Origin of the sequence: Thermococcus sp. M36 (assembly GCF_012027355.1) — an archaeon.
Classification (GTDB): domain Archaea; phylum Methanobacteriota_B; class Thermococci; order Thermococcales; family Thermococcaceae; genus Thermococcus.
Genome location: NZ_SNUH01000001.1, coordinates 1,316,804 through 1,333,472, shown reverse-complemented (window position 1 = coordinate 1,333,472; position 16,669 = coordinate 1,316,804). Strand labels below are relative to the sequence as shown.

The following is a 16,669-nucleotide window of genomic DNA, read 5'->3' as shown; positions in this document are numbered from 1 at the left end:
GCCAGTTATACCTTTGAACCGCTCCCCAACCACAGCAAAACCGTCACTATAACCACCGCAAGCCATATCCATCCAATCGCGCCCAGCACGTAAAACGGAATGTTCCCATCGGTGATTCCAAAGACCACGAAGCCCGTGAGCACCATGAAGGCCGCCATCTCTAGCTGGATTATCCAAGAAATCCTGTCACGGCCCGCGAAGAAGTCCCTGAAGGCAAAAAGTAGAAAGAAGTAAAGGGTTCCCCCAATTATTCCTGCGTATGCACCATACTCCATCCAAGACATGCTTTACCACCCTACCACAATGTTCCACATTTAACCTTAATAAACCCAAGTGCATAAACACATACTTGCATTGATGGACAGTATCCATAGCATCCTGAGAGTGAAGCCCATGATCCAAAGACTCCCCCTGCGATACAAGCTATACACGCAGCTCCTCCAGACAGTACACAAGCTGCAGTGCATCCAATGACTATTGCATATAATGAGGCACAGCAGGCTCTTACTATAACCCATGAAGGGGCCTCTGGCTGGGTACATATGAACTTTATGTAGATTAAGGGGTTTAGCATAAATTCACATGCAGTCAATGAGTCCATACTAACACTTACCCCTATTGTCCGGTATTGATCATATTCTGAAAGTTTGAGCCGCACTAAGTGTGATAAGTGTCTCAGCTCATAGGCAGTTCTGCCCCAAACCCAGTTCGTCTCGTCTCCGCGCCTAAGCTTCATGAGAACCTTGTTAAGAGTCCAGTAGTACTCCGAAAGGGTCAAGTTGTCGGCAGTAATAATCGTGTCTCCAACGGGAACAACTCTGCCCTCGTCATTGGGAGCAATGTTCATTTTAAAAACAGGTTCCCAGCAATAACTCCACCCAAGGCAGCTACAACCAGGAGGACAACAAAGCCCAGATTTCTCCGCTTCGGGAAGAGGTAAGCCTCAACGGCACCAAAGGCGACACTCTGGGCGGACAGCAGAAGAAGGTCTTTGATGAGGTAGTCACTTCTGCCCAGCTTCAAAAGACGCTCGACAATCTCAAGGGAAGAGCTTTCTACCCTGTGTCCCAGGAGATATACACCAACTATCAAGCCAGCACCAAACAGGGAAGCCTTTGCAATCCATAGGCCAGTGTTCTTGGCCAATGTTATCCCCCAGGAATTTTCATCCTTTCTAGAAAAGAGAACGTATAACAAGAGGGGAATCCCTATTACCCACTGGGTCATGACCGTGAAGAGTGGAATAAACGCGAAAATTTCCAGAAAGATCGCGACCACGGAAATTGCAGCCTCCATAACATTTCCAGTCAAAAGGAGCGCCATATCAAGAAACCACCAGGCGATTAGGTGATAGCCAATTATTTCCTGCACATCCCTTGCGAACCTGTCCCTGCCCCAGTTCTCTTCGAGGATTACATGGAGCCGCTTAACATCTTCCCTACGATAGCCGTGCTTCTTAAGATAACGGCCAATGAAAAAGACCGCCGAAATCCCGAAAGGAACCAACAGAACAAACATCGTCACGAGGAGTCCCGCATCGATGGTCTCTCCATTACCATGGGCGACCAAAAAGAGAAGCGCTATGAAGATGACGATTAAGCCAACAACGGTCTCAATTATCAGCTTGATGCCCCTTCCTCCCTGCATGGGAAGCCCTCCAAAGAGAGGTAGAGTAGAGTGGTAGTGAGCCATGCTCAAAAATGAGGTGAAGGGATTTATTTGGAAGAGATTAGCCACTCTTCCCACTGGCAACTCCTTTGGTCTCCTGACAACCCACATCTCCATAGGAGCAGGCGCGTCTTGGCGTCGATGACAAGTTTGAGGGTGGCATCTTCAGTTTCTGCTTTCACTATAATACACTCCCTCCCATTTATAGTCCTCACATTCTCCACAGTGAGATTGGCGCAGCATAACCTGAGTGTATAGCCCTTTTCAGCCTTCAGCTGCTCGAATACGGGAGAATAGGGATACCCAATCCTGAAAAGGTCAACCCCAGCCCGCTTTCCCTTAACAAAGATGGAACCGTCCGGCTGATATATTATTGGAGTTGAATTAGCTATTTCAGCATGAGTAGTTCCTTCATAAAGTGAGTAGCTGGGTTGCCACCACTCCGTCCTGAACCTCTCAACCATGATAATATCGTTTCCCTTCCTGGATATCGTAAAGATTCTCGTCGAGTTTTGAACCAATTCCCCATTGGAATATTCGCGCGACCTGTACACAAGTGTCAGGTTTGAATTGAGAGGCTTAAGGTTAGTGGCGTTGAACTTTATCTCGGGTTCCACCATATTGCCAGAACTCCGGCCGTGGAGGTAATATGTCCCACCAGCTATCAACAGAAAAAAGATAAGAAGGGCGAAGTACAGAGTCTTAGAACGCTTCACGCGGATCACCTCAGCATTTATCGTGCCAGCGCTCCACAAGTGTCGGCCAGAAATTGTGGAGGAAACCATACCAGTTCCTCTCCGGATTGGGCTCGGGACCTTCAACGTAGCCCATGCGAGTGACATTGTTGTATCTTGCCTCGTAGCGGTAACCATACCCAATCCCCCTTGTGAAGTCCCTGCCATATATCCCATACGCCGCATAAAACTCGGTCTTGTGGTAACCCTTGCTTGTTACCTCCTCAACAAAGCTGTCCAAGTCAGAGAAATATTTATAGTTGCTTGACCATCCGAGTTTTGGATCAACGTTTGTGCATCCCCAGAGGCACGCTACACCCTTTTCCTTACTGCATGATGAGGGGGATCCTGACTTCCTCCATGAACAGTGGGAAATTCCAAGTTTTTCTTTTGTGGGTATTCCCCACGCGTATACTAGTCCATCTCTGCATGAATACGTACCCCCTGAAGAGGAGGTTATTATTGGCGTTATTTCTGTTTGTTTAAGGGCCGAGCAACGAGCGTTAGTTAGGTACACGCTGAGCAGGAGTCTATTTCTGATGATTTTCAACTTTGCCTCATCAGGCAGTCTGCAGAACGCCCTGGCTTTTTTGATATCTTCCTTTGTGAGGCCCTCACGGAGCATTTCTTCGTCACTCATGGTACAAAGTTCACTGTTGAACTCCTCAACTATCTCGTTCGAGTAACCTTCAATCATTGCCATTGTGGTTTCATTAAGCTCTATCGGAGGGAGGTCTTTCTGGAGTTCTAGAGCCCAGTATGCCTCTTCGGGCTTCAATTCAGTCGTATTTCTTGCCCCGTAGGCAACGTTGAAGCCCAGGCTTAGGAGTATAGCTAGCAACACTACCCCGCAAGCCTTTTTGGCCCAATCCTCCACAGAGAACACCTCCGAAGATTATCACCACATGTAACGTTAAAATCTTTAAAAGCTTTTCTTTTATTAGTTGAATTAACTAACGTTTTTTTTTCGTAGGATTTTCAACTTACAACCATTAAAATCCGAGCCGATTCAAACGAAAGAAGCCAGAGTAAAAGAGTGAACAAAAGAGCACAAACAATCATTTTATGGGATCCAAAGTCGAAGCGTAAGGGGTGAAGCCCTCCTAGCAACCTTTGCTTACGCAAAGCTTGACCAAACAATTACTGTTAAGAAGGGCTGAAGAGAGTTTGTACGTGCTGTTTACGGGGCAAGTTTTTAGGGCTTTCCTTTTTAATGGGTTTACTCTCTCCTGCGCCCTTCGGGTGCTTATAAAGAAACCCCCTTGTGAGGAAGGGAATTTTAAGGGAAAGCAACAAAATAATCGCCAAGAGAAAGAACACGTGCCAACTTTGATGAAACTTTGCCCCGCAAAGGTTCTACCACAGCTTTGGATACCAGTCCCTAGGCATGAAGACCTTATCAACATCAACCGCTATTCCCTTGCTCTTCTGGAGCATCTCACCGCTCGTCATGGTGGCCTTACCGAGGGCAACGAGTTCATCCTTGAGGGTCATCACAGCAACTAAATCGCCCTTCTTGATGCCCTTGTGAACCTTGACTATTCCCGGAACGGCTAAGTCAGCACCGTGCGTTACTGCCGCAACGGCCGAATCTCTAATCCAGACCTTCGGCAGGTGTTCAACGGCCTTCTCCATCGGCTGTATCGCCTTCCTGAAGTATTCCTCAATGCCATCCTCCTTCCAGAAGTGGTAGTAGTCCACCAAGTCGTGGAGCGTCACGAGGGTTTCGTCCTCCTTGAACGGCCCACTCCTCGTTCTCCTCAGCTCGGCCATGTGGGCACCGACTCCAAGGGCCAGGCCGATGTGGTGGATAAGCGACCTTATGTAGGTTCCCGCCTCAACTCCAACCCGGAAGAGCACGTCCTTGCCGTCTATTTCGAGTATCTCAATGTAGTACACCTTCCTCGTCCTGAGCCTTCTCTTGACGGCGCTCCTCAGGGGCGGCCTCTGGATTATCTCTCCCTCAAACTCCTTCATGACGGCGTATATTTTGTCCTCCGGGACCTCACTGTGGAGATGCATTAGAGCCACGTACTCCTTACCCGCTGGAAGCAACGCCTGAACCACCCTTGTAGCCCTCTCGAGGGCAACCGGCAGGACTCCGCTCACCTTGGGGTCGAGGGTTCCGCCGTGGCCGGCCTTGTTGAGGTTGAAGAGCCGTTTAATCCACGCGACCACCTCGTGGCTCGTCGGTCCGGGGGGCTTGTCAAGGTTTATTATCCCGAACTGCATGTGCATCTCCATCGGCCTCTTCTCCGGCGGAAAGCCCCACTTTGGATTTGTCTCGGCCTTCTCGTCCTTGACAAGGACCTCTCGCTTTATGTCAGCAGGGAGGATTCTCCTCACTTCGTCCCTCGCCATGAGCATCACCCAGTGAGCGTTATCGCACTAAGTTGGGGTTTCCCTTTATAAACCCGACTAATACTTGAACCGGTACGTGAAGACCGGCCAGTTGGGGAGATATTTGACAAGTTTCATGTACGACGGTACAAAGACCTCGCGCTTTCTCTTCTCAATGCCCCCAAGTATTGCATCCGCAACCTTCTCCGGCTCGATTGAACCCTTGGGAATCCTTCCTCCCCAGAACTCGGTCCTCACCTGCTTTGGATACACACGCAGGATGTGAATGCCCCTCTCCGACAGTTCCCGCTCAAGATTCAGAACCAAGTGGTGAAGTGCTCCCTTTGCGGCACAGTAAGAGGGTATCTCCGGGACGTTCACAAAGGCCACACCGCTAACAACGAAGACGACGGTCGAACCCCATTCCAGCAACGGAAGGAGCTCACGGGTTAACTCTATGGGGGCCATAGCGTTCACTCTAAAAATGTTCTCCAGCTCTTCGGGCTCGTGGTCGGTCAGGGGTTTCCTCACGGCAAAGCCCGCGTTGTTTATGAGCAGGTCAAGTCTGGAAATTCCTAGGGACTCAAGGCTCTGCTTGATGTGCCTAGAAACGTCTCCCTCGGACAGATCCGCGGTTATGTAGTCAAATTTCTCCCCAAACAGGGACTTCAGTTCCCGGAGTTTTTCCTCCCTTCTAGCCACCCCAATGACGCGATAGCCATTCCCTACAAGTCGTTCCACAAGAACCCGTCCAATTCCCCCACTTACACCTGTGATCAGTGCGGCCTTCATAGAACCACCATAAGGAATTGGAAATCGGAGCTTAAAAGCGTTGAGAAGTGAAGGGAGGCCAAAAGGCCTCGGTCTCACTCAAGGCTGATTCCAGCCTGCTCAAGGGCGGCCTTAACGGCCTCGTCGTCGGCGCCGCGCTCGATGTTGACCCTCTCCGGAAGGGGCTCAAGGTGCTTAACGTTCATCCTCCTGCGCTTGACCTTGTTGAGGCCAGCACCGGTAACGAGGACGAAGTTCTTGTCGATGACGTCAACGACGACGACCTTCTGGCCTGCCCTCCTTCCGGCAATAACAACGGCAATCCTTCCGACTTCCATGGCTGGCATTCATCCCACCTCCTCATTTTTTGTTGCCCGGGTCTGAACCCGACCCCGCGTCACCGTCGGGGTATAGGTGGTCGATGGCGGCCTTCACAATCGCGAAGACGCCATCGGGGTCCCAATGGGCAGTGTTTATGATTAGATCGTAAATCGACTTGTCGTCGATGTCAATCCCGTAGAGGTTTAAATACCTTTTCCTGTTTCCCTTCTCACGCTCGGCAATCTGTACGAAGGCCTCCTCAACGGAGATGCCCTCCCTGCGGGCAACCCGCCTGGCGCGCTCCATAATGGGAGCGTCGAGCCATATCTTCAGGTCAGCGTCCTTAACCATCCATCCAGCGAGGCGGCCCTCTATAACGACGTTGCACTCCTTGGCTGCCTCGACCTGCCTCCTGTCGACCTCGCGGTCTATTTCGGGATGAAGCTCCGCGTATTCCTGGAACTCCTGGAGGGTCATCCCCATTTCCTCGGCCATCTGCCGGAAGATGAGCCCGGCGTAGATGTGCTTGAAGCCGTAGTGCCTGGCGAGGTTCCTGCAGAGTGTGGTGGTTCCTGAACCCGCTAAACCGCTGACTGTTATTACGAGGCAGCCCTTTGGCATACAAGCACCTCAGAGGGCGATGCCGGCCCTGACCTGGGCCTTCATGACCTTCCTCATGCAGCTCGGGCAGAGGTTCGGGTAGGGCCTCTCCGGCCTCTTCTTGGTCTTGGGGAGCTTCCTGAGCTCGCTCGGCCTGCCACGTGGGACGCCGTTGAGGGGCCTTCCGCACATGGCACAGTGGGCTATCTTTGGCTTCTTGCGCTCAAAGTGTACAACCGTCCTTCCGCCCGGAGTGCGGACGTACTTCCTCCTCCATGACCTTGACCTGTACATCGGCTTCATCTCTCTCACCTCGGCTTTCCTTTCAGGGAATCGTTTTTAAATTTAACCCATGTCGAGGAGCTTCCTGAGGATGTATCCGGTTATCATGGACGTCAAGATATACCATCCAATGTAGCCGAGTTCGTTGGCAGGTAGTCCGGAGCGATACAGCCCATGGAACCAGTCAAACAGGAAGAAGTTGAAGGGAGCTTTAGCTATCCCCACTTCAACGTACCATCTCCTCAACCATCCAAAGAATATCCAGAATATGGGGAGAGTAAAGAGTGTAACCTTGAGCATCTGATCCTTCATAACATCACTCTGCAGTTTCATTAACTCTATCTGCTCCTGCTGAAGTTTCTTGAGCTTCTTTTCATCCTTAGCAGCCTGTGCCTCCTTATACTTTTTCTGGAACTCCTTGCTCTTTTTCTGAAGCATCTTGACCTTCTCCTGGTCAACAAGGATGTAGTTCAGCAGGGTGAAGAGCCCACCCAATATCATTCCGGATATTGTAACTACCCATATAGGATGGTACGCCTGTATCAGCGGACCGAATATGCTGTCAAGGAAAGAGTATATTCCCTCAATCATATTCTCCCACCGCCAAGTCCAGTACTTCAACAAGCTCGTGGACGGCCTCTTCAAGGCCCTTATCCTCGTGGTTCTCAATAATCTTTATAAGTGCATTGGAATGCATCGCATAGCTCACCGCCGCCGCACGGTTCAGATCCTGGTGCCTCTGTATCTGCTCTTCGGTCTCAACGTCCCTGTCGCGCTTCAGGTCGCGGAGGCGCCTCCCGAGTATCTCACTGGGGGTCGCCTCGATTATGACTATAAAGTTGGGGTTTATGACCTCTATGACCTCCCTGGGGAAGCCAAGGAGATAGCCAACGGGCGTCCTTATCGTCGCATGGGTGTCTATAAGGATAGGCTCGGTGCGGGCCATTTCCACTATTCTCCTGGCCGCCTTCATCTGGAGCTCCTTCTGGACGTTGGGGTTGAGCTTCCTCATCTCGTCGCGGTGCTTCACAAGCCCTGCCCTAACTGCCTCCTCAAACATCAGATCCCCAAAGTTTACGAGCCGGAACTTGGCGCGGGTCTTTCTCAGGGCGAGTCGAGTAATGGTGCTTTTACCAACCCCTGGAATCCCTGTTATCATGACCACAAACGGCATCATGGCCCACCCAGGAAGGCTTCTGGAGGAAGTAACCCGACCGGGTTTAAAAGGTTTTGTGAAAAAGAAAGGAACTCACTTGGAGAAGAACTTTCTCAACGCCGGGAACATCTCCGTTGCCTGCTCCCTCGCTATCTCCTCGTAGAACCTGTAGAGTATGCCGACGGTAAGGAGGATACCTGTCCCCGTACCGAGTGCGCCCAGGAAGTCTGCAAGTACTGCCACTACTGCGAGGGTAAAGGATCCCCAGAAGGTAACGTACGGTATGTACCTGTTGAGCACCCTTTCAAGTATTCTCGGATCCCTTCTGAATCCGGGTATCTGCAGCCCCGCACTCTGCAGCTGTCTGGCAATGCTTCTGGCGTCAAGGCCCGTCAGCTCAACCCACAGGAAACCGAAGATTATTGACCAGAATATGGTCATCAGCGCGTAGACCAGTGCCCTTCCGGGGTCGGCTATGACGTGGTAGATGTCCCTGGGGGGGTAGAGGTAGGTGACAAATCCGGTCAGCGGGTAGCCGTTCTGGTCGAAGGTTCCGAGGAAAGTGTAGCCATAGTTGTTGAGAAGCCTGGCCCACAGCTGGATGTTGGCGTAGAGGGCAAAGGTAAGGATGATGGGTATGTTGCTAACATACATGAACCTTATCGGGTACCTTCCGCGTACTGTAACGCGGCCGTAGCTGAGGGGTATCTCGACGCGCATGCTCTCAAGGTAGACCACCACGAGGAACACCACTATTGTCGCAAGGAGATCCATCATGTCGGGCAGCGCACCCCTGTAGAGTGCCCCCGTGAGGTCTCCGTAGAACAGGTGCTGTATGAAGGCCGGAACCGCACCGATAATTGCGGGGCCTCCTGTGACAGGGTCAATGTAGTCCGGAGTTGTAGCGGGATTCAGTGCCTTTGAGATGACCGTCTGGGAGACACCCGCCGCTATGAAGAGGCTGATACCGCTCCCAATGCCCCACTTGCTGACCAGTTCGTCGAGGAGGATGAGCATGACTGACGCAAAGCCGAGCTGGAGTATTATGAGTATGCCGAGCCCCAGCCCAATGTAAGCGGCCCCGTTGGGAGCGACGACCGTCTGGAACGGTGCGAGAGTGGTGTCCACCTTCCCAAACGCGCCCGCGAACACGTAGATTGCCGCCTCGAAGAAGCTCATAAACACCGCGAACAGCTTCTGGGCGGCTTGATAGAACCTCCTGTCCTCGTGATTTGAGAGATCAAGGTGGACTATCTCAGAACCGACGAGAAGCTGCATTATGATACTCGCGGTGACGATAGGACCGATACCAAGGGTGAGCAGAGAACCGCTTCTACCGGCGAGAACGAACCTGAGCGTTGCAAAGTAGTCCTGTATCTGGGCGGGAATTCCGTAGAGCGGAATCTCAGCAAGCACAAAATACAGCAGCAGAACGATCCCTGTCCACATGAACTTTTCCTTCAGTGGAACGTGCCTTTTGGGCCGCTCAACCTCTGGGAAATACCTTTCTATGGCAAACACCACGTCTCTGAACCCCATGATTAACACCCGCCAAAAGTTAAATTAAAGGAGATCAGGCGAGGAGAACCTCGCCGCCGGCAGCCTTAATCTTCTCCTCGGCCTTCGGGGTGACGTAGTAGGCCTTGATGGTAAGGGGCCTGGTGAGTTTGCCGGTTCCGAGAACCTTGTCGACGCCGAGCTGGGTGACGTCAACGACTATCTTCCCCTCCTCCTCGTAGGCGACGCCCATGTCGAGGAAGAGCTGGAGGTTCTCATCGATGTCGCTGAGGTTTATGGTCTGCGGGGTGTACTGGACGGCTTTAGGCCTGTGGAAACCGCGCTTGCCGAGGTGGTCCGGGGCGTACTTGATGGTCCAGGTCCACTTGGTGTTTTTCCTCTTTCCAGTTCCAGCCATTCCCTTACCGCCCTTGCTTCCACCGCCACGGTGCTTCTTCTTGCAGCCCCATCCGTGAGTGTGACTTCCGCGGAGCTTCCTAACCTTCTTTTTCCTCCTTATCATCTCTCGCCACCTCAGAGCATTCTCTCAATGAGCTCGTTTATCTTCTCGCCACGGTAGCCGAGTGCTCCGCCCTCTTTGAAGGAGCGCTTCTTGCTGCCCTTGAGGCCGCCCCTCGGCGGGTGGAGCCTGAAGACCGGCTTGATGTTCGGCAGGTCAGTGAGCTTCATCTCGCCGTTGACGACCTTCTGGGCAAACTCCTCAATGGTCATTCCGAGCTTCTCCTTGACGTAGTCGTCGGTGACCGGCTTGTTGCCTATGAGTCTGCCCCTCTTCCTGATGAGCTTGGCGAGGGTCTCTGCGTCAATCTCGCCCCAGGTGATGTAGTCCTTAACCTTCTGAACCATTCCCTTGTAGCTCGGGGTGTCGTCGATAAGGACGAGGTGGTTGATCCTGTGGAGGCGGAGCATGGCGAGGGTGTCCCTCACCTCACCCCTCGCCCTTATTCCACTCCTAAGCCTGATGAGTGCAAGCTTTGCCATCTTCTCTCACCTCACTCAACCTGGAAGTTTGCTGATATCTCCCTTCCAACGATTATGCCGTAGCGCTCGATGTCCTCTGGCTTGATGGCGACACTGTTGGTGTTGTAGAGGGCGTTAAAGACTGCCTTTGCGAAGTTGACCGTGGTTCTGGTCTCACCGAGGGTCTGGGACCAGACGTCCTGAACACCAGCGAGGCTGAGTATCTTCTTGCCGACGTCACCTATGACCAGTCCGAGACCACGCGGTCCGGGCATGAGCTTGACCTTAACGCTTCCCTCTTTGCCCTCGACGGCGAACGGAATCGAGTGGGGCCTCCTGCACCTGCACTCCCAGGAACCGCAGCCACGCTTGATCTCGATGATGTTCATCTTGGCGTAGTTGATGGCCTTCCTGATGGCTATTCCGACCTCCTTGCCGTGGCCGATTCCGAGGCCAACATAGCCGTCCCTGTTGCCCACAGCGGCGAGAACCCTGAAGCGGATCCTCCTGCCGCTGTCGGTCATCCTGACGGTGAGGGCTATGTCGAGCACTTCCTGGTTCTCCCTGAGGTTGACCTCCGGAAGGAGAACGTCAACGATCTCGGGCTCCTTTATCTGGTAGCCCTTCCTGAAGATCTCGTGAATGTCAGTTATCTGGCCCTCCTTGACGAGCATGCCGAGTTTCGTCCTCGGCTCCCACTCCTCAAGGACGCGCTGGGCAATCTCTCTCGGGTCGCTCATTCTCTCGCCCCCTCAAACTTCTCGATTATCTTGGCCTTAACCTCTTCAAAGTGCTCAGGGAGCTTCTCGGGCTCAAGCCCCCTGACCAGGTATCCTCCAAACTGCCTCCTGTAGGCGGCCTCGTCCTCCTCCCTGAGAGCCTTGGCGTAGTTCGCCACGTGCTCGCCGTTTATCCTGTAGTCCTCGGGGTATATCTCCTCGCTGTGCGGGACGTTGAGTCCAGCGTCAACGGCACCCTTGAGGACGGCGAATATGCTCGAACCCCTGGTCGGCGGGTGGAGGCCTATGTCGAGGATAGCCTCCTCGATGCCGGCCTGCTTGGCTTTGTAGCCTATGAGGAGACCAAGCAGGTAGGCGCTCGGCGTGTTGCCGCCGTGGCCCTTCCAGCCGAAGTCCCTCATGAGCTCCCTGGTGTGAGCTGAAACAACTGTCCTGTCGCCCTTCGGGTCGTAAACGACGATCTGGGCTATGTGGTGGTTGAGGGTCTTCCTCACAACAAGCCTGGGCTTGCCAGACTTGAGGAGGGCGAGCCTCTTGTGATAGTTAGTCTTACCCTCTCTCCTCCTCCTGAACGGAACCCTATACCTCGGTCCGTGTGCCATCTCTCTCACCTCACTCCTTCAAGATACCGTGCTCCTGCATGAACAGGTAGAGCTGCCTCTTGTTCTTGAACTGGCCGCCCTTGGCCCTGATGTAGAGCCTCCTGTAGGTGTGCTCGTCAAGCTTGCCCTCGGCCTTGAGCTTCCTGAGCTCCTTCCTGAGGGCCCTTATGGTCATCATCCAGCGCTCCTTCTTGCCCATTCTGGCGGTCTTTTTACCCTTCCTGCTTCCCGGACCCCTGTGGCGGCCCTTCTTCCTGGCCTCCTGGTAGGCCCTAGCGCGAGCCCTGCTCTGGCCCTTGACGGGCTTCTTCTTGATGACGCCGTCGTTGATGAGCCTCTTGATGTCCTCCCTGGTTATCGCGGCGACAACGTCGTCAATCCTCTCAGGGTCGATCCAGACCCTGTTCTCACCGCACTTCAACAAATCAGCGGCAATCCTTCTCTGCATCTTGAGCATGAGCCTCACCTCACGGGTTGAGTACCTTCACGCCGAGCTCCTTGGCCCTGGCGAGTATAATCTCTCTCTTCCTGGCACCAACGGTCCTGGCTATCCTCGCCGCCTGCCTGGTCGGGTCTATGGCCTCAAGCTCCTTGACGTTGTGGACGAGGACTTCCTCGTACCCGCTCGGGTGGAGCCCCCTGACGGCTCTAGGGGAGCTCCAGCCGATGCTCGGTGAGCGGGCCTTGCCCTTCTTCTTGAGCCTCATCTTGCTGTCGATTCCCTTCGGCCTGCGCCACTTCGGGTCGTTCTTGAACTTGGGAAACCTCCACCACTCCTGCCTGAGGAAGCGGGGCTTCTTCCTCTTGATCCTGGCCCTTATCCTAAGGAGTCTCGCCTTCTCGTTCATTTCTCACACCTCAGAACTTTATCGGCTTACCAGCCTTCTCAACGATGTAAATTCCATCCTGGAAGACGCGCCTGTCCCACTTGGTTATCCTTGTGGCCTGCTCGATGTTGGCGGCGGTCTGGCCTACCGCTTCCCTGTCAATGCCCTCGACGATGACCTCCTGCCCCATGACCTTGACGGTGACTCCTGGGAGTATCTTGGCCCTCCTCGGGTTCTTCTCACCGAGGAAGTTCTCTATGATAACCTCGTCCCCCTGAACCTTAACGGTCATTGGAAAGTGGCTGTAGACAACCTTGAGCTTGTAGGTGAAGCCCTCAGTGACTCCCCTGAGCATGTTGGCTATATGGGCCTTGAAGGTTCTCGCAATGGCGATGTCACGCCTCCTCGGGAACTCCTTGAAGACGACGACCTTGTCGTCCTCGGTGAATATCTGAACGCCCGGATAGCTGAACTCCCTCTCGAGCTCGCCCTTCGGGCCCTTGACCTTGACGACGTTGTTCTCAACGGTGACCTCAACGCCCTCCGGAATCTCAACCTCTTCCCTTACCCACGCGTCTATCGGCATCTCTCTCACCTCAGTAGACGTAGGCTATCAGCCTTCCGCCGATTCCCTTCTCAATGGCCTCCTTGTGAGTCATGACACCCTGGGAGGTCGAGACTATGAGGATACCGAACTCGAAGGCCGGAAGGAACCTCTTCTCCCAGGCCTCATAGTCCCTGGCTTTGACAGGGAAACGCGGCTTAATGGCGCCTGCCTTGTTGATCTTTCCTATGAGCTGCACCCTGTAGATGCCGGCCCTTCCGTCGTCGATGAACTCGAACTCACCTATGTAGCCGTTTTCCTGCATAACCCTGAGAACCTCTCCGATGAGCTTCGAGGCGGGCTTTATGTATACCTCCTTCTTTCCAACCCTCTCGCTGTTGGTTATGTGGGAGAGAGCGTTCGCCAGCGGGTCAAGCAAAGTCATCTCCTCTCACCTCACTCGTACTTCTTAAAGCCCAGCTTGGGGGCAATCTCTCTAAAGCAGTGCCTGCAGAGCATGAGGCCGTGAATCCTGATTATCGGGCCGTACTGTCCGCAGCGGACGCATCTCCTGGCGCCCTTACCAAACTTCCTGGGCTTCCTCTTGTTGTAGTCAGCCTTCGCCATCTCACAACCCCTCCACGGTTACCTTAAACTCCTCCATAGCGAAGACAATACCCTCTTCTTTGGTCAGCTTGTGCTTCGTCGGTATCTTCTTCCTCTGCCTCTTCCTCTTAGCGACCCTGAAGCCAGGCCTCTCAAGGGTGACGCAGACGTCCATACCAAAGATGCCTATCTCAGGGTCGTACTCGACGCCCGGGATGTTGATGTGCTCGTCTATACCGAAGCAGAAGTTTCCGTGCTCGTCAAAGTTGCTCGCCTTGAGCTTGTTGTCGACCGCAACGAGGAGCCTCCTGAGCATCTCCTCAGCTTTCTTGCCCCTGAGGGTGACCTTCACAGCGATAGGCTCGCCACGTCTGATTCCGAAATCCTTGTTGGTCTGCTTCGCGCGCCTCCTTATCGGCTTCTGGCCGACGAGCTGCTCCAGCATTTTCTCGGCCTTAGTTAAGCGCTCACCGCTCTCGCCAACCCCAATATTGATGGTGACCTTGGCAATCCTAGGCTTCCTCATCGGGTGAGCTTCCCAGTCTGCAAGGATAGCCTCTCTGTTGATCTGCATCTCATCTCACCTCACGGAAGGGAAATCTCCGGCTTGTCCTTACCAACGACGAAGGCGTACTCCTTCAGCGTATCAAAGAGCTCGCCGTTCTCGTCCTCAATGGTGACAACGTCCGGCCAGCCCATCGGGAACTGCCTGACCTCGACGACCTTGCCCTTCCTTGCGACGTTCTTACCCTGGGTAACGAAGACGTAGGCACCGACCTCGAACGGAAGAACCTCTATGACCTCCCTCTCCGGAACCTTCATGATGACAGTGTATGCGGTCATGTACCTGTCCTTCTCGTCCATGGTGACCAGGTGGTTGCTTCCGTCGTGGAGGTTGAGCTGAACCTTCGCGCCCTTGACCATGCGCTTGTTGCTTATCCTGAGCGGCTTTATGTTGGCCTCCTTCTCGCTTATCGGGTGGAGTATGAGCTTCCCTATCCTGTTCGGAAGAACCCTGTAGTGCTCGCCGGTCTCCGGGATGGAGACAACGTCCATGATTCCGACCGGGAACTTGTAGTCCTTCCTAACCCTTCCGTCAACGAGTACCCTGCCCTCGTTGAGGATCTTCCTAGCCTCACGGGCGGTCTTGGCGTAGCCGAGGTAGTCCCTCACTATGTATAGCAGAGGAATTGAAGTCCTCATGCTGTGCGGACCCGGCCTCGGCCTGACCGCCCACTTGTAGGCTTTCCTGTGGATATACCACTGATTGGGAGCAGCAAGCCTCTTAAGGTGCCTCTTAGCGCCTTTCCTCGCCATCAGCCAGCCCTCCTATTAATTATCTTCTCTCTCCTCTCATCCTCGAGGTTGAGGTCAACTATCATAACGTTCGAGGGGTGGAGCGGGTAGAAAACCTCGGTTCCGTCGACCTTCTTCTGGGTAACGCCCTCAACATGTATCCTGTACCTCTTGAGGTCTACCTCAACGACCTTGCCCTCGTGCCCTTTGAAGTCACCGCGCATGACTTTTACCTTGTCCCCGACCCTGATCGGGATGCTCCTGATGCCGTACTTGCTCCTGAGCTCAGGACTCAGGGTGGCGGACATTATCTTGCTCCTAAGGTGAAGGGGAGCGTTGTAGAGGAACTTCCTCTGCTTCTTGGGCTGTCTCGTATCCAACTTCATCTTTCTCACCTCACAACACGATGCTCGCTATGCTTCCGAGCCTGACCCAGCGCTCGGCGGCCTCCCTTGCTATGGCACCCCTGATCTCGGTACCCCTCGGGACACCTTCAGGGGTGACTATAGCTGCCGCGTTGTCCTCGAACTTGACGCGCATGCCATCGAGCCTGCGGTACTCCTTCCTCTGCCTGACTATGACCGCCCTAACCACCTGGTGCCTTATGTCGGGCCTTCCCTTCTTCACGGTCGCAACCACCATGTCTCCAACGCCCGCGCTGGCGAGCCTCCTCCTGGTACCCTTGTAGCCGACAACACCGATTATTTTAATTACCTTCGCACCGCTGTTGTCAGCGACCTTGAGGTAGGCACCTATCGGAAGAGCACGAGTCGGTCTCACGGGGCTGATACCTCTCGTAGCACCTGCACCCTTCTTCGCCATCGCTATCACCTCTCCCCTGCCTTCTGAAGGACCGCAACGACGACAAAGCTCTTGGTCTTGCTAAGCGGCCTGGTCTCAGCTATGAGAACCTTGTCGCCGGGCTTGGCATTGATGCACGGTGGGTTATGGGCATGTATCCTGCTCCTCCTGAGCTCATACCTCTCGTACTTCTTGAGGTAGTGGTAGTGCTGCCTCTCAACGGTGACGGTCCTCTTGGGCTTGTCGCTGATGACAATGCCCTCAAAGTATCTGCCGTGTATCTTGAGGTTCCCGTGCCAGGGGCAGTGCGGGTCATCACACTTCTCAGCGGGAGGCTGAATCTTCAATCCAATCTCTCTCATCGTCTCCACCTCTTCTTCAATCTCATCTCGGGTCTTCCAATCAGTTCCCTTCCGTTGATCCGGATTTTCTTATCGCCAACCTCAAACTCGAGCTCCACCACGTCCTTCGGGATAACCCAAACCCTCTCACCGCCAATGGTGAGGGTGTTCCTCGTCTCGTCAAGGACGTAGCCCTCGATGCCAACCAGCTCTGGATGAGATGCCCTTATAATTTTTGCTTTCAGGCCTATGAGCTCGCTCCAGATGATGTTTCTTGGCGTCACTCGATTTCTATGAGCTCCTCTGAAAATCCAAGGTCTGCTAGCAACTTCTTGACCCTTTCTCTGTGGTCGCCCTGGAGTTCTATCCTTCCTTTCTTTACCGTTCCGCCGCATGCCAGCTTCGCCTTCAGCTTTTTGGCTATGTCCTCGAGGTTGAACTCCTTCTCGTCTATGCCCTCGATTATGGTTTTAAGCTTTCCGTACCTGGCCTTCTCTATGTAGACTCTAATCCTTTGCTGCTCCTTGAGGACCTCCTTAAAGAGCATCTCATCCAGAGGGTT

The 16,669-nt window shown here is 53.7% G+C and carries 29 protein-coding genes; all 29 read right to left on the bottom strand.

What is annotated here, in order from left to right; translation table 11 throughout:
• Positions 1-5: 5 nt before the first annotated feature.
• Positions 6-284 (bottom strand): hypothetical protein, encoded by a 279-nt coding sequence (locus tag E3E36_RS07410; RefSeq protein ID WP_167894581.1) that lies wholly within the window; start codon positions 282-284, stop codon positions 6-8.
• An 11-nt stretch (positions 285-295) separates the two neighbouring features.
• Positions 296-847, bottom strand: a complete 552-nt coding sequence (locus E3E36_RS13210; protein ID WP_240911783.1) for a hypothetical protein — start codon at positions 845-847, stop codon at positions 296-298.
• The gene (locus tag E3E36_RS07400) at positions 844-1,785 is read right to left on the bottom strand and encodes a hypothetical protein (protein WP_167894580.1); all 942 of its coding nucleotides are present in this window, start codon (positions 1,783-1,785) and stop codon (positions 844-846) included. Before E3E36_RS07400 ends, E3E36_RS13210 begins: the two co-directional genes overlap by 4 nt.
• The gene (locus E3E36_RS07395; protein WP_167894579.1) at positions 1,716-2,384 is read right to left on the bottom strand and encodes a hypothetical protein; all 669 of its coding nucleotides are present in this window, start codon (positions 2,382-2,384) and stop codon (positions 1,716-1,718) included. Before E3E36_RS07395 ends, E3E36_RS07400 begins: the two co-directional genes overlap by 70 nt.
• A gap of 10 nt (positions 2,385-2,394) precedes the next feature.
• Complete coding sequence (locus E3E36_RS07390) at positions 2,395-3,279, bottom strand: hypothetical protein (RefSeq protein WP_167894578.1); 885 nt, start codon at positions 3,277-3,279, stop codon at positions 2,395-2,397.
• Positions 3,280-3,758: 479 nt separating this feature from the next.
• Positions 3,759-4,763 carry an RNA-guided pseudouridylation complex pseudouridine synthase subunit Cbf5 gene (locus E3E36_RS07385; RefSeq protein ID WP_167894884.1) on the bottom strand — a complete coding sequence of 335 codons (1,005 nt, stop codon included), beginning with the start codon at positions 4,761-4,763 and terminating at the stop codon, positions 3,759-3,761.
• Positions 4,764-4,820: 57 nt separating this feature from the next.
• Entirely contained in the window at positions 4,821-5,534 is a 714-nt protein-coding gene (locus E3E36_RS07380) for an SDR family oxidoreductase (protein ID WP_167894577.1), read from the bottom strand.
• A 74-nt stretch (positions 5,535-5,608) separates the two neighbouring features.
• Entirely contained in the window at positions 5,609-5,860 is a 252-nt protein-coding gene (locus E3E36_RS07375) for a 50S ribosomal protein L14e (RefSeq protein ID WP_167894576.1), read from the bottom strand.
• A 13-nt stretch (positions 5,861-5,873) separates the two neighbouring features.
• Positions 5,874-6,455 carry a (d)CMP kinase gene (gene cmk / locus E3E36_RS07370; protein WP_167894575.1) on the bottom strand — a complete coding sequence of 194 codons (582 nt, stop codon included), beginning with the start codon at positions 6,453-6,455 and terminating at the stop codon, positions 5,874-5,876.
• Between the two features lie 9 nt (positions 6,456-6,464).
• Complete coding sequence (locus E3E36_RS07365) at positions 6,465-6,737, bottom strand: 50S ribosomal protein L34e (protein ID WP_167894574.1); 273 nt, start codon at positions 6,735-6,737, stop codon at positions 6,465-6,467.
• 42 nt (positions 6,738-6,779) lie between these two features.
• Positions 6,780-7,307 (bottom strand): DUF106 domain-containing protein, encoded by a 528-nt coding sequence (locus E3E36_RS07360; RefSeq protein ID WP_167894573.1) that lies wholly within the window; start codon positions 7,305-7,307, stop codon positions 6,780-6,782.
• Entirely contained in the window at positions 7,300-7,890 is a 591-nt protein-coding gene (locus E3E36_RS07355; protein ID WP_167894572.1) for an adenylate kinase, read from the bottom strand. Before E3E36_RS07355 ends, E3E36_RS07360 begins: the two co-directional genes overlap by 8 nt.
• A 75-nt stretch (positions 7,891-7,965) precedes the next feature.
• On the bottom strand, positions 7,966-9,411 hold the full coding sequence (gene secY, locus E3E36_RS07350) for a preprotein translocase subunit SecY (RefSeq protein WP_167894571.1): 1,446 nt from the start codon (positions 9,409-9,411) through the stop codon (positions 7,966-7,968).
• Between the two features lie 34 nt (positions 9,412-9,445).
• Positions 9,446-9,892 (bottom strand): uL15m family ribosomal protein, encoded by a 447-nt coding sequence (locus tag E3E36_RS07345; protein ID WP_167894570.1) that lies wholly within the window; start codon positions 9,890-9,892, stop codon positions 9,446-9,448.
• A gap of 11 nt (positions 9,893-9,903) precedes the next feature.
• Positions 9,904-10,371 carry a 50S ribosomal protein L30 gene (locus tag E3E36_RS07340; protein ID WP_167894569.1) on the bottom strand — a complete coding sequence of 156 codons (468 nt, stop codon included), beginning with the start codon at positions 10,369-10,371 and terminating at the stop codon, positions 9,904-9,906.
• An 11-nt stretch (positions 10,372-10,382) separates the two neighbouring features.
• The gene (gene rpsE / locus E3E36_RS07335; protein ID WP_167894568.1) at positions 10,383-11,090 is read right to left on the bottom strand and encodes a 30S ribosomal protein S5; all 708 of its coding nucleotides are present in this window, start codon (positions 11,088-11,090) and stop codon (positions 10,383-10,385) included.
• The gene (locus E3E36_RS07330; RefSeq protein ID WP_167894567.1) at positions 11,087-11,692 is read right to left on the bottom strand and encodes a 50S ribosomal protein L18; all 606 of its coding nucleotides are present in this window, start codon (positions 11,690-11,692) and stop codon (positions 11,087-11,089) included. The genes rpsE and E3E36_RS07330 overlap by 4 nt, the downstream gene beginning before the upstream one ends.
• Before the next feature lie 10 nt (positions 11,693-11,702).
• Positions 11,703-12,149, bottom strand: coding sequence for a 50S ribosomal protein L19e (locus E3E36_RS07325; RefSeq protein WP_167894566.1), 447 nt, complete (start codon positions 12,147-12,149; stop codon positions 11,703-11,705).
• A 10-nt stretch (positions 12,150-12,159) separates the two neighbouring features.
• Complete coding sequence (locus tag E3E36_RS07320; protein WP_167894565.1) at positions 12,160-12,540, bottom strand: 50S ribosomal protein L32e; 381 nt, start codon at positions 12,538-12,540, stop codon at positions 12,160-12,162.
• 10 nt (positions 12,541-12,550) lie between these two features.
• The gene (locus E3E36_RS07315; protein ID WP_167894564.1) at positions 12,551-13,105 is read right to left on the bottom strand and encodes a 50S ribosomal protein L6; all 555 of its coding nucleotides are present in this window, start codon (positions 13,103-13,105) and stop codon (positions 12,551-12,553) included.
• A 10-nt stretch (positions 13,106-13,115) separates the two neighbouring features.
• A complete protein-coding gene (locus tag E3E36_RS07310; RefSeq protein ID WP_167894563.1) occupies positions 13,116-13,508 on the bottom strand; it encodes a 30S ribosomal protein S8 in 393 nt (130 codons plus the stop codon).
• 11 nt (positions 13,509-13,519) lie between these two features.
• Positions 13,520-13,690: a 30S ribosomal protein S14 gene (locus E3E36_RS07305; protein WP_012571038.1), complete on the bottom strand. Its 171-nt coding sequence runs from the start codon at positions 13,688-13,690 to the stop codon at positions 13,520-13,522.
• A gap of 1 nt (position 13,691) precedes the next feature.
• On the bottom strand, positions 13,692-14,243 hold the full coding sequence (locus E3E36_RS07300) for a 50S ribosomal protein L5 (RefSeq protein ID WP_167894562.1): 552 nt from the start codon (positions 14,241-14,243) through the stop codon (positions 13,692-13,694).
• A gap of 11 nt (positions 14,244-14,254) precedes the next feature.
• Positions 14,255-14,986, bottom strand: a complete 732-nt coding sequence (locus E3E36_RS07295) for a 30S ribosomal protein S4e (RefSeq protein WP_167894561.1) — start codon at positions 14,984-14,986, stop codon at positions 14,255-14,257.
• Positions 14,986-15,351 carry a 50S ribosomal protein L24 gene (rplX, locus tag E3E36_RS07290; protein ID WP_167894560.1) on the bottom strand — a complete coding sequence of 122 codons (366 nt, stop codon included), beginning with the start codon at positions 15,349-15,351 and terminating at the stop codon, positions 14,986-14,988. The genes E3E36_RS07295 and rplX overlap by 1 nt, the downstream gene beginning before the upstream one ends.
• Positions 15,352-15,361: 10 nt before the next feature.
• Positions 15,362-15,787: a 50S ribosomal protein L14 gene (locus E3E36_RS07285; protein WP_167894559.1), complete on the bottom strand. Its 426-nt coding sequence runs from the start codon at positions 15,785-15,787 to the stop codon at positions 15,362-15,364.
• 5 nt (positions 15,788-15,792) lie between these two features.
• Positions 15,793-16,128 carry a 30S ribosomal protein S17 gene (locus E3E36_RS07280; protein WP_167894558.1) on the bottom strand — a complete coding sequence of 112 codons (336 nt, stop codon included), beginning with the start codon at positions 16,126-16,128 and terminating at the stop codon, positions 15,793-15,795.
• Entirely contained in the window at positions 16,125-16,502 is a 378-nt protein-coding gene (locus E3E36_RS07275; RefSeq protein ID WP_167894557.1) for a ribonuclease P protein component 1, read from the bottom strand. The genes E3E36_RS07280 and E3E36_RS07275 overlap by 4 nt, the downstream gene beginning before the upstream one ends.
• Positions 16,388-16,654 (bottom strand): stress response translation initiation inhibitor YciH, encoded by a 267-nt coding sequence (gene yciH, locus E3E36_RS07270; RefSeq protein WP_206203558.1) that lies wholly within the window; start codon positions 16,652-16,654, stop codon positions 16,388-16,390. The genes E3E36_RS07275 and yciH overlap by 115 nt, the downstream gene beginning before the upstream one ends.
• Positions 16,655-16,669: the final 15 nt, after the last annotated feature.

What these genes read in the sequence shown, in the direction of transcription:
- E3E36_RS07365 (WP_167894574.1), bottom strand. Translation starts at nt 6,737, where the DNA reads ATGAAGCCGATGTACAGGTCAAGGTCATGGAGGAGGAAGTACGTCCGC.
- E3E36_RS07345 (WP_167894570.1), bottom strand. Translation starts at nt 9,892, where the DNA reads ATGATAAGGAGGAAAAAGAAGGTTAGGAAGCTCCGCGGAAGTCACACT.
- E3E36_RS07385 (WP_167894884.1), bottom strand. Translation starts at nt 4,763, where the DNA reads ATGGCGAGGGACGAAGTGAGGAGAATCCTCCCTGCTGACATAAAGCGA.
- E3E36_RS07305 (WP_012571038.1), bottom strand. Translation starts at nt 13,690, where the DNA reads ATGGCGAAGGCTGACTACAACAAGAGGAAGCCCAGGAAGTTTGGTAAG.
- E3E36_RS07330 (WP_167894567.1), bottom strand. Translation starts at nt 11,692, where the DNA reads ATGGCACACGGACCGAGGTATAGGGTTCCGTTCAGGAGGAGGAGAGAG.
- E3E36_RS13210 (WP_240911783.1), bottom strand. Translation starts at nt 847, where the DNA reads ATGAACATTGCTCCCAATGACGAGGGCAGAGTTGTTCCCGTTGGAGAC.
- E3E36_RS07295 (WP_167894561.1), bottom strand. Translation starts at nt 14,986, where the DNA reads ATGGCGAGGAAAGGCGCTAAGAGGCACCTTAAGAGGCTTGCTGCTCCC.
- E3E36_RS07355 (WP_167894572.1), bottom strand. Translation starts at nt 7,890, where the DNA reads ATGCCGTTTGTGGTCATGATAACAGGGATTCCAGGGGTTGGTAAAAGC.
- E3E36_RS07275 (WP_167894557.1), bottom strand. Translation starts at nt 16,502, where the DNA reads ATGCGGCGGAACGGTAAAGAAAGGAAGGATAGAACTCCAGGGCGACCA.
- E3E36_RS07300 (WP_167894562.1), bottom strand. Translation starts at nt 14,243, where the DNA reads ATGCAGATCAACAGAGAGGCTATCCTTGCAGACTGGGAAGCTCACCCG.
- E3E36_RS07285 (WP_167894559.1), bottom strand. Translation starts at nt 15,787, where the DNA reads ATGGCGAAGAAGGGTGCAGGTGCTACGAGAGGTATCAGCCCCGTGAGA.
- rpsE (WP_167894568.1), bottom strand. Translation starts at nt 11,090, where the DNA reads ATGAGCGACCCGAGAGAGATTGCCCAGCGCGTCCTTGAGGAGTGGGAG.
- E3E36_RS07340 (WP_167894569.1), bottom strand. Translation starts at nt 10,371, where the DNA reads ATGGCAAAGCTTGCACTCATCAGGCTTAGGAGTGGAATAAGGGCGAGG.
- E3E36_RS07280 (WP_167894558.1), bottom strand. Translation starts at nt 16,128, where the DNA reads ATGAGAGAGATTGGATTGAAGATTCAGCCTCCCGCTGAGAAGTGTGAT.
- E3E36_RS07315 (WP_167894564.1), bottom strand. Translation starts at nt 13,105, where the DNA reads ATGCCGATAGACGCGTGGGTAAGGGAAGAGGTTGAGATTCCGGAGGGC.
- yciH (WP_206203558.1), bottom strand. Translation starts at nt 16,654, where the DNA reads ATGCTCTTTAAGGAGGTCCTCAAGGAGCAGCAAAGGATTAGAGTCTAC.
- E3E36_RS07375 (WP_167894576.1), bottom strand. Translation starts at nt 5,860, where the DNA reads ATGCCAGCCATGGAAGTCGGAAGGATTGCCGTTGTTATTGCCGGAAGG.
- E3E36_RS07320 (WP_167894565.1), bottom strand. Translation starts at nt 12,540, where the DNA reads ATGAACGAGAAGGCGAGACTCCTTAGGATAAGGGCCAGGATCAAGAGG.
- E3E36_RS07325 (WP_167894566.1), bottom strand. Translation starts at nt 12,149, where the DNA reads ATGCTCAAGATGCAGAGAAGGATTGCCGCTGATTTGTTGAAGTGCGGT.
- secY (WP_167894571.1), bottom strand. Translation starts at nt 9,411, where the DNA reads ATGGGGTTCAGAGACGTGGTGTTTGCCATAGAAAGGTATTTCCCAGAG.
- E3E36_RS07400 (WP_167894580.1), bottom strand. Translation starts at nt 1,785, where the DNA reads ATGGAGATGTGGGTTGTCAGGAGACCAAAGGAGTTGCCAGTGGGAAGA.
- E3E36_RS07380 (WP_167894577.1), bottom strand. Translation starts at nt 5,534, where the DNA reads ATGAAGGCCGCACTGATCACAGGTGTAAGTGGGGGAATTGGACGGGTT.
- E3E36_RS07360 (WP_167894573.1), bottom strand. Translation starts at nt 7,307, where the DNA reads ATGATTGAGGGAATATACTCTTTCCTTGACAGCATATTCGGTCCGCTG.
- cmk (WP_167894575.1), bottom strand. Translation starts at nt 6,455, where the DNA reads ATGCCAAAGGGCTGCCTCGTAATAACAGTCAGCGGTTTAGCGGGTTCA.
- E3E36_RS07410 (WP_167894581.1), bottom strand. Translation starts at nt 284, where the DNA reads ATGTCTTGGATGGAGTATGGTGCATACGCAGGAATAATTGGGGGAACC.
- E3E36_RS07310 (WP_167894563.1), bottom strand. Translation starts at nt 13,508, where the DNA reads ATGACTTTGCTTGACCCGCTGGCGAACGCTCTCTCCCACATAACCAAC.
- rplX (WP_167894560.1), bottom strand. Translation starts at nt 15,351, where the DNA reads ATGAAGTTGGATACGAGACAGCCCAAGAAGCAGAGGAAGTTCCTCTAC.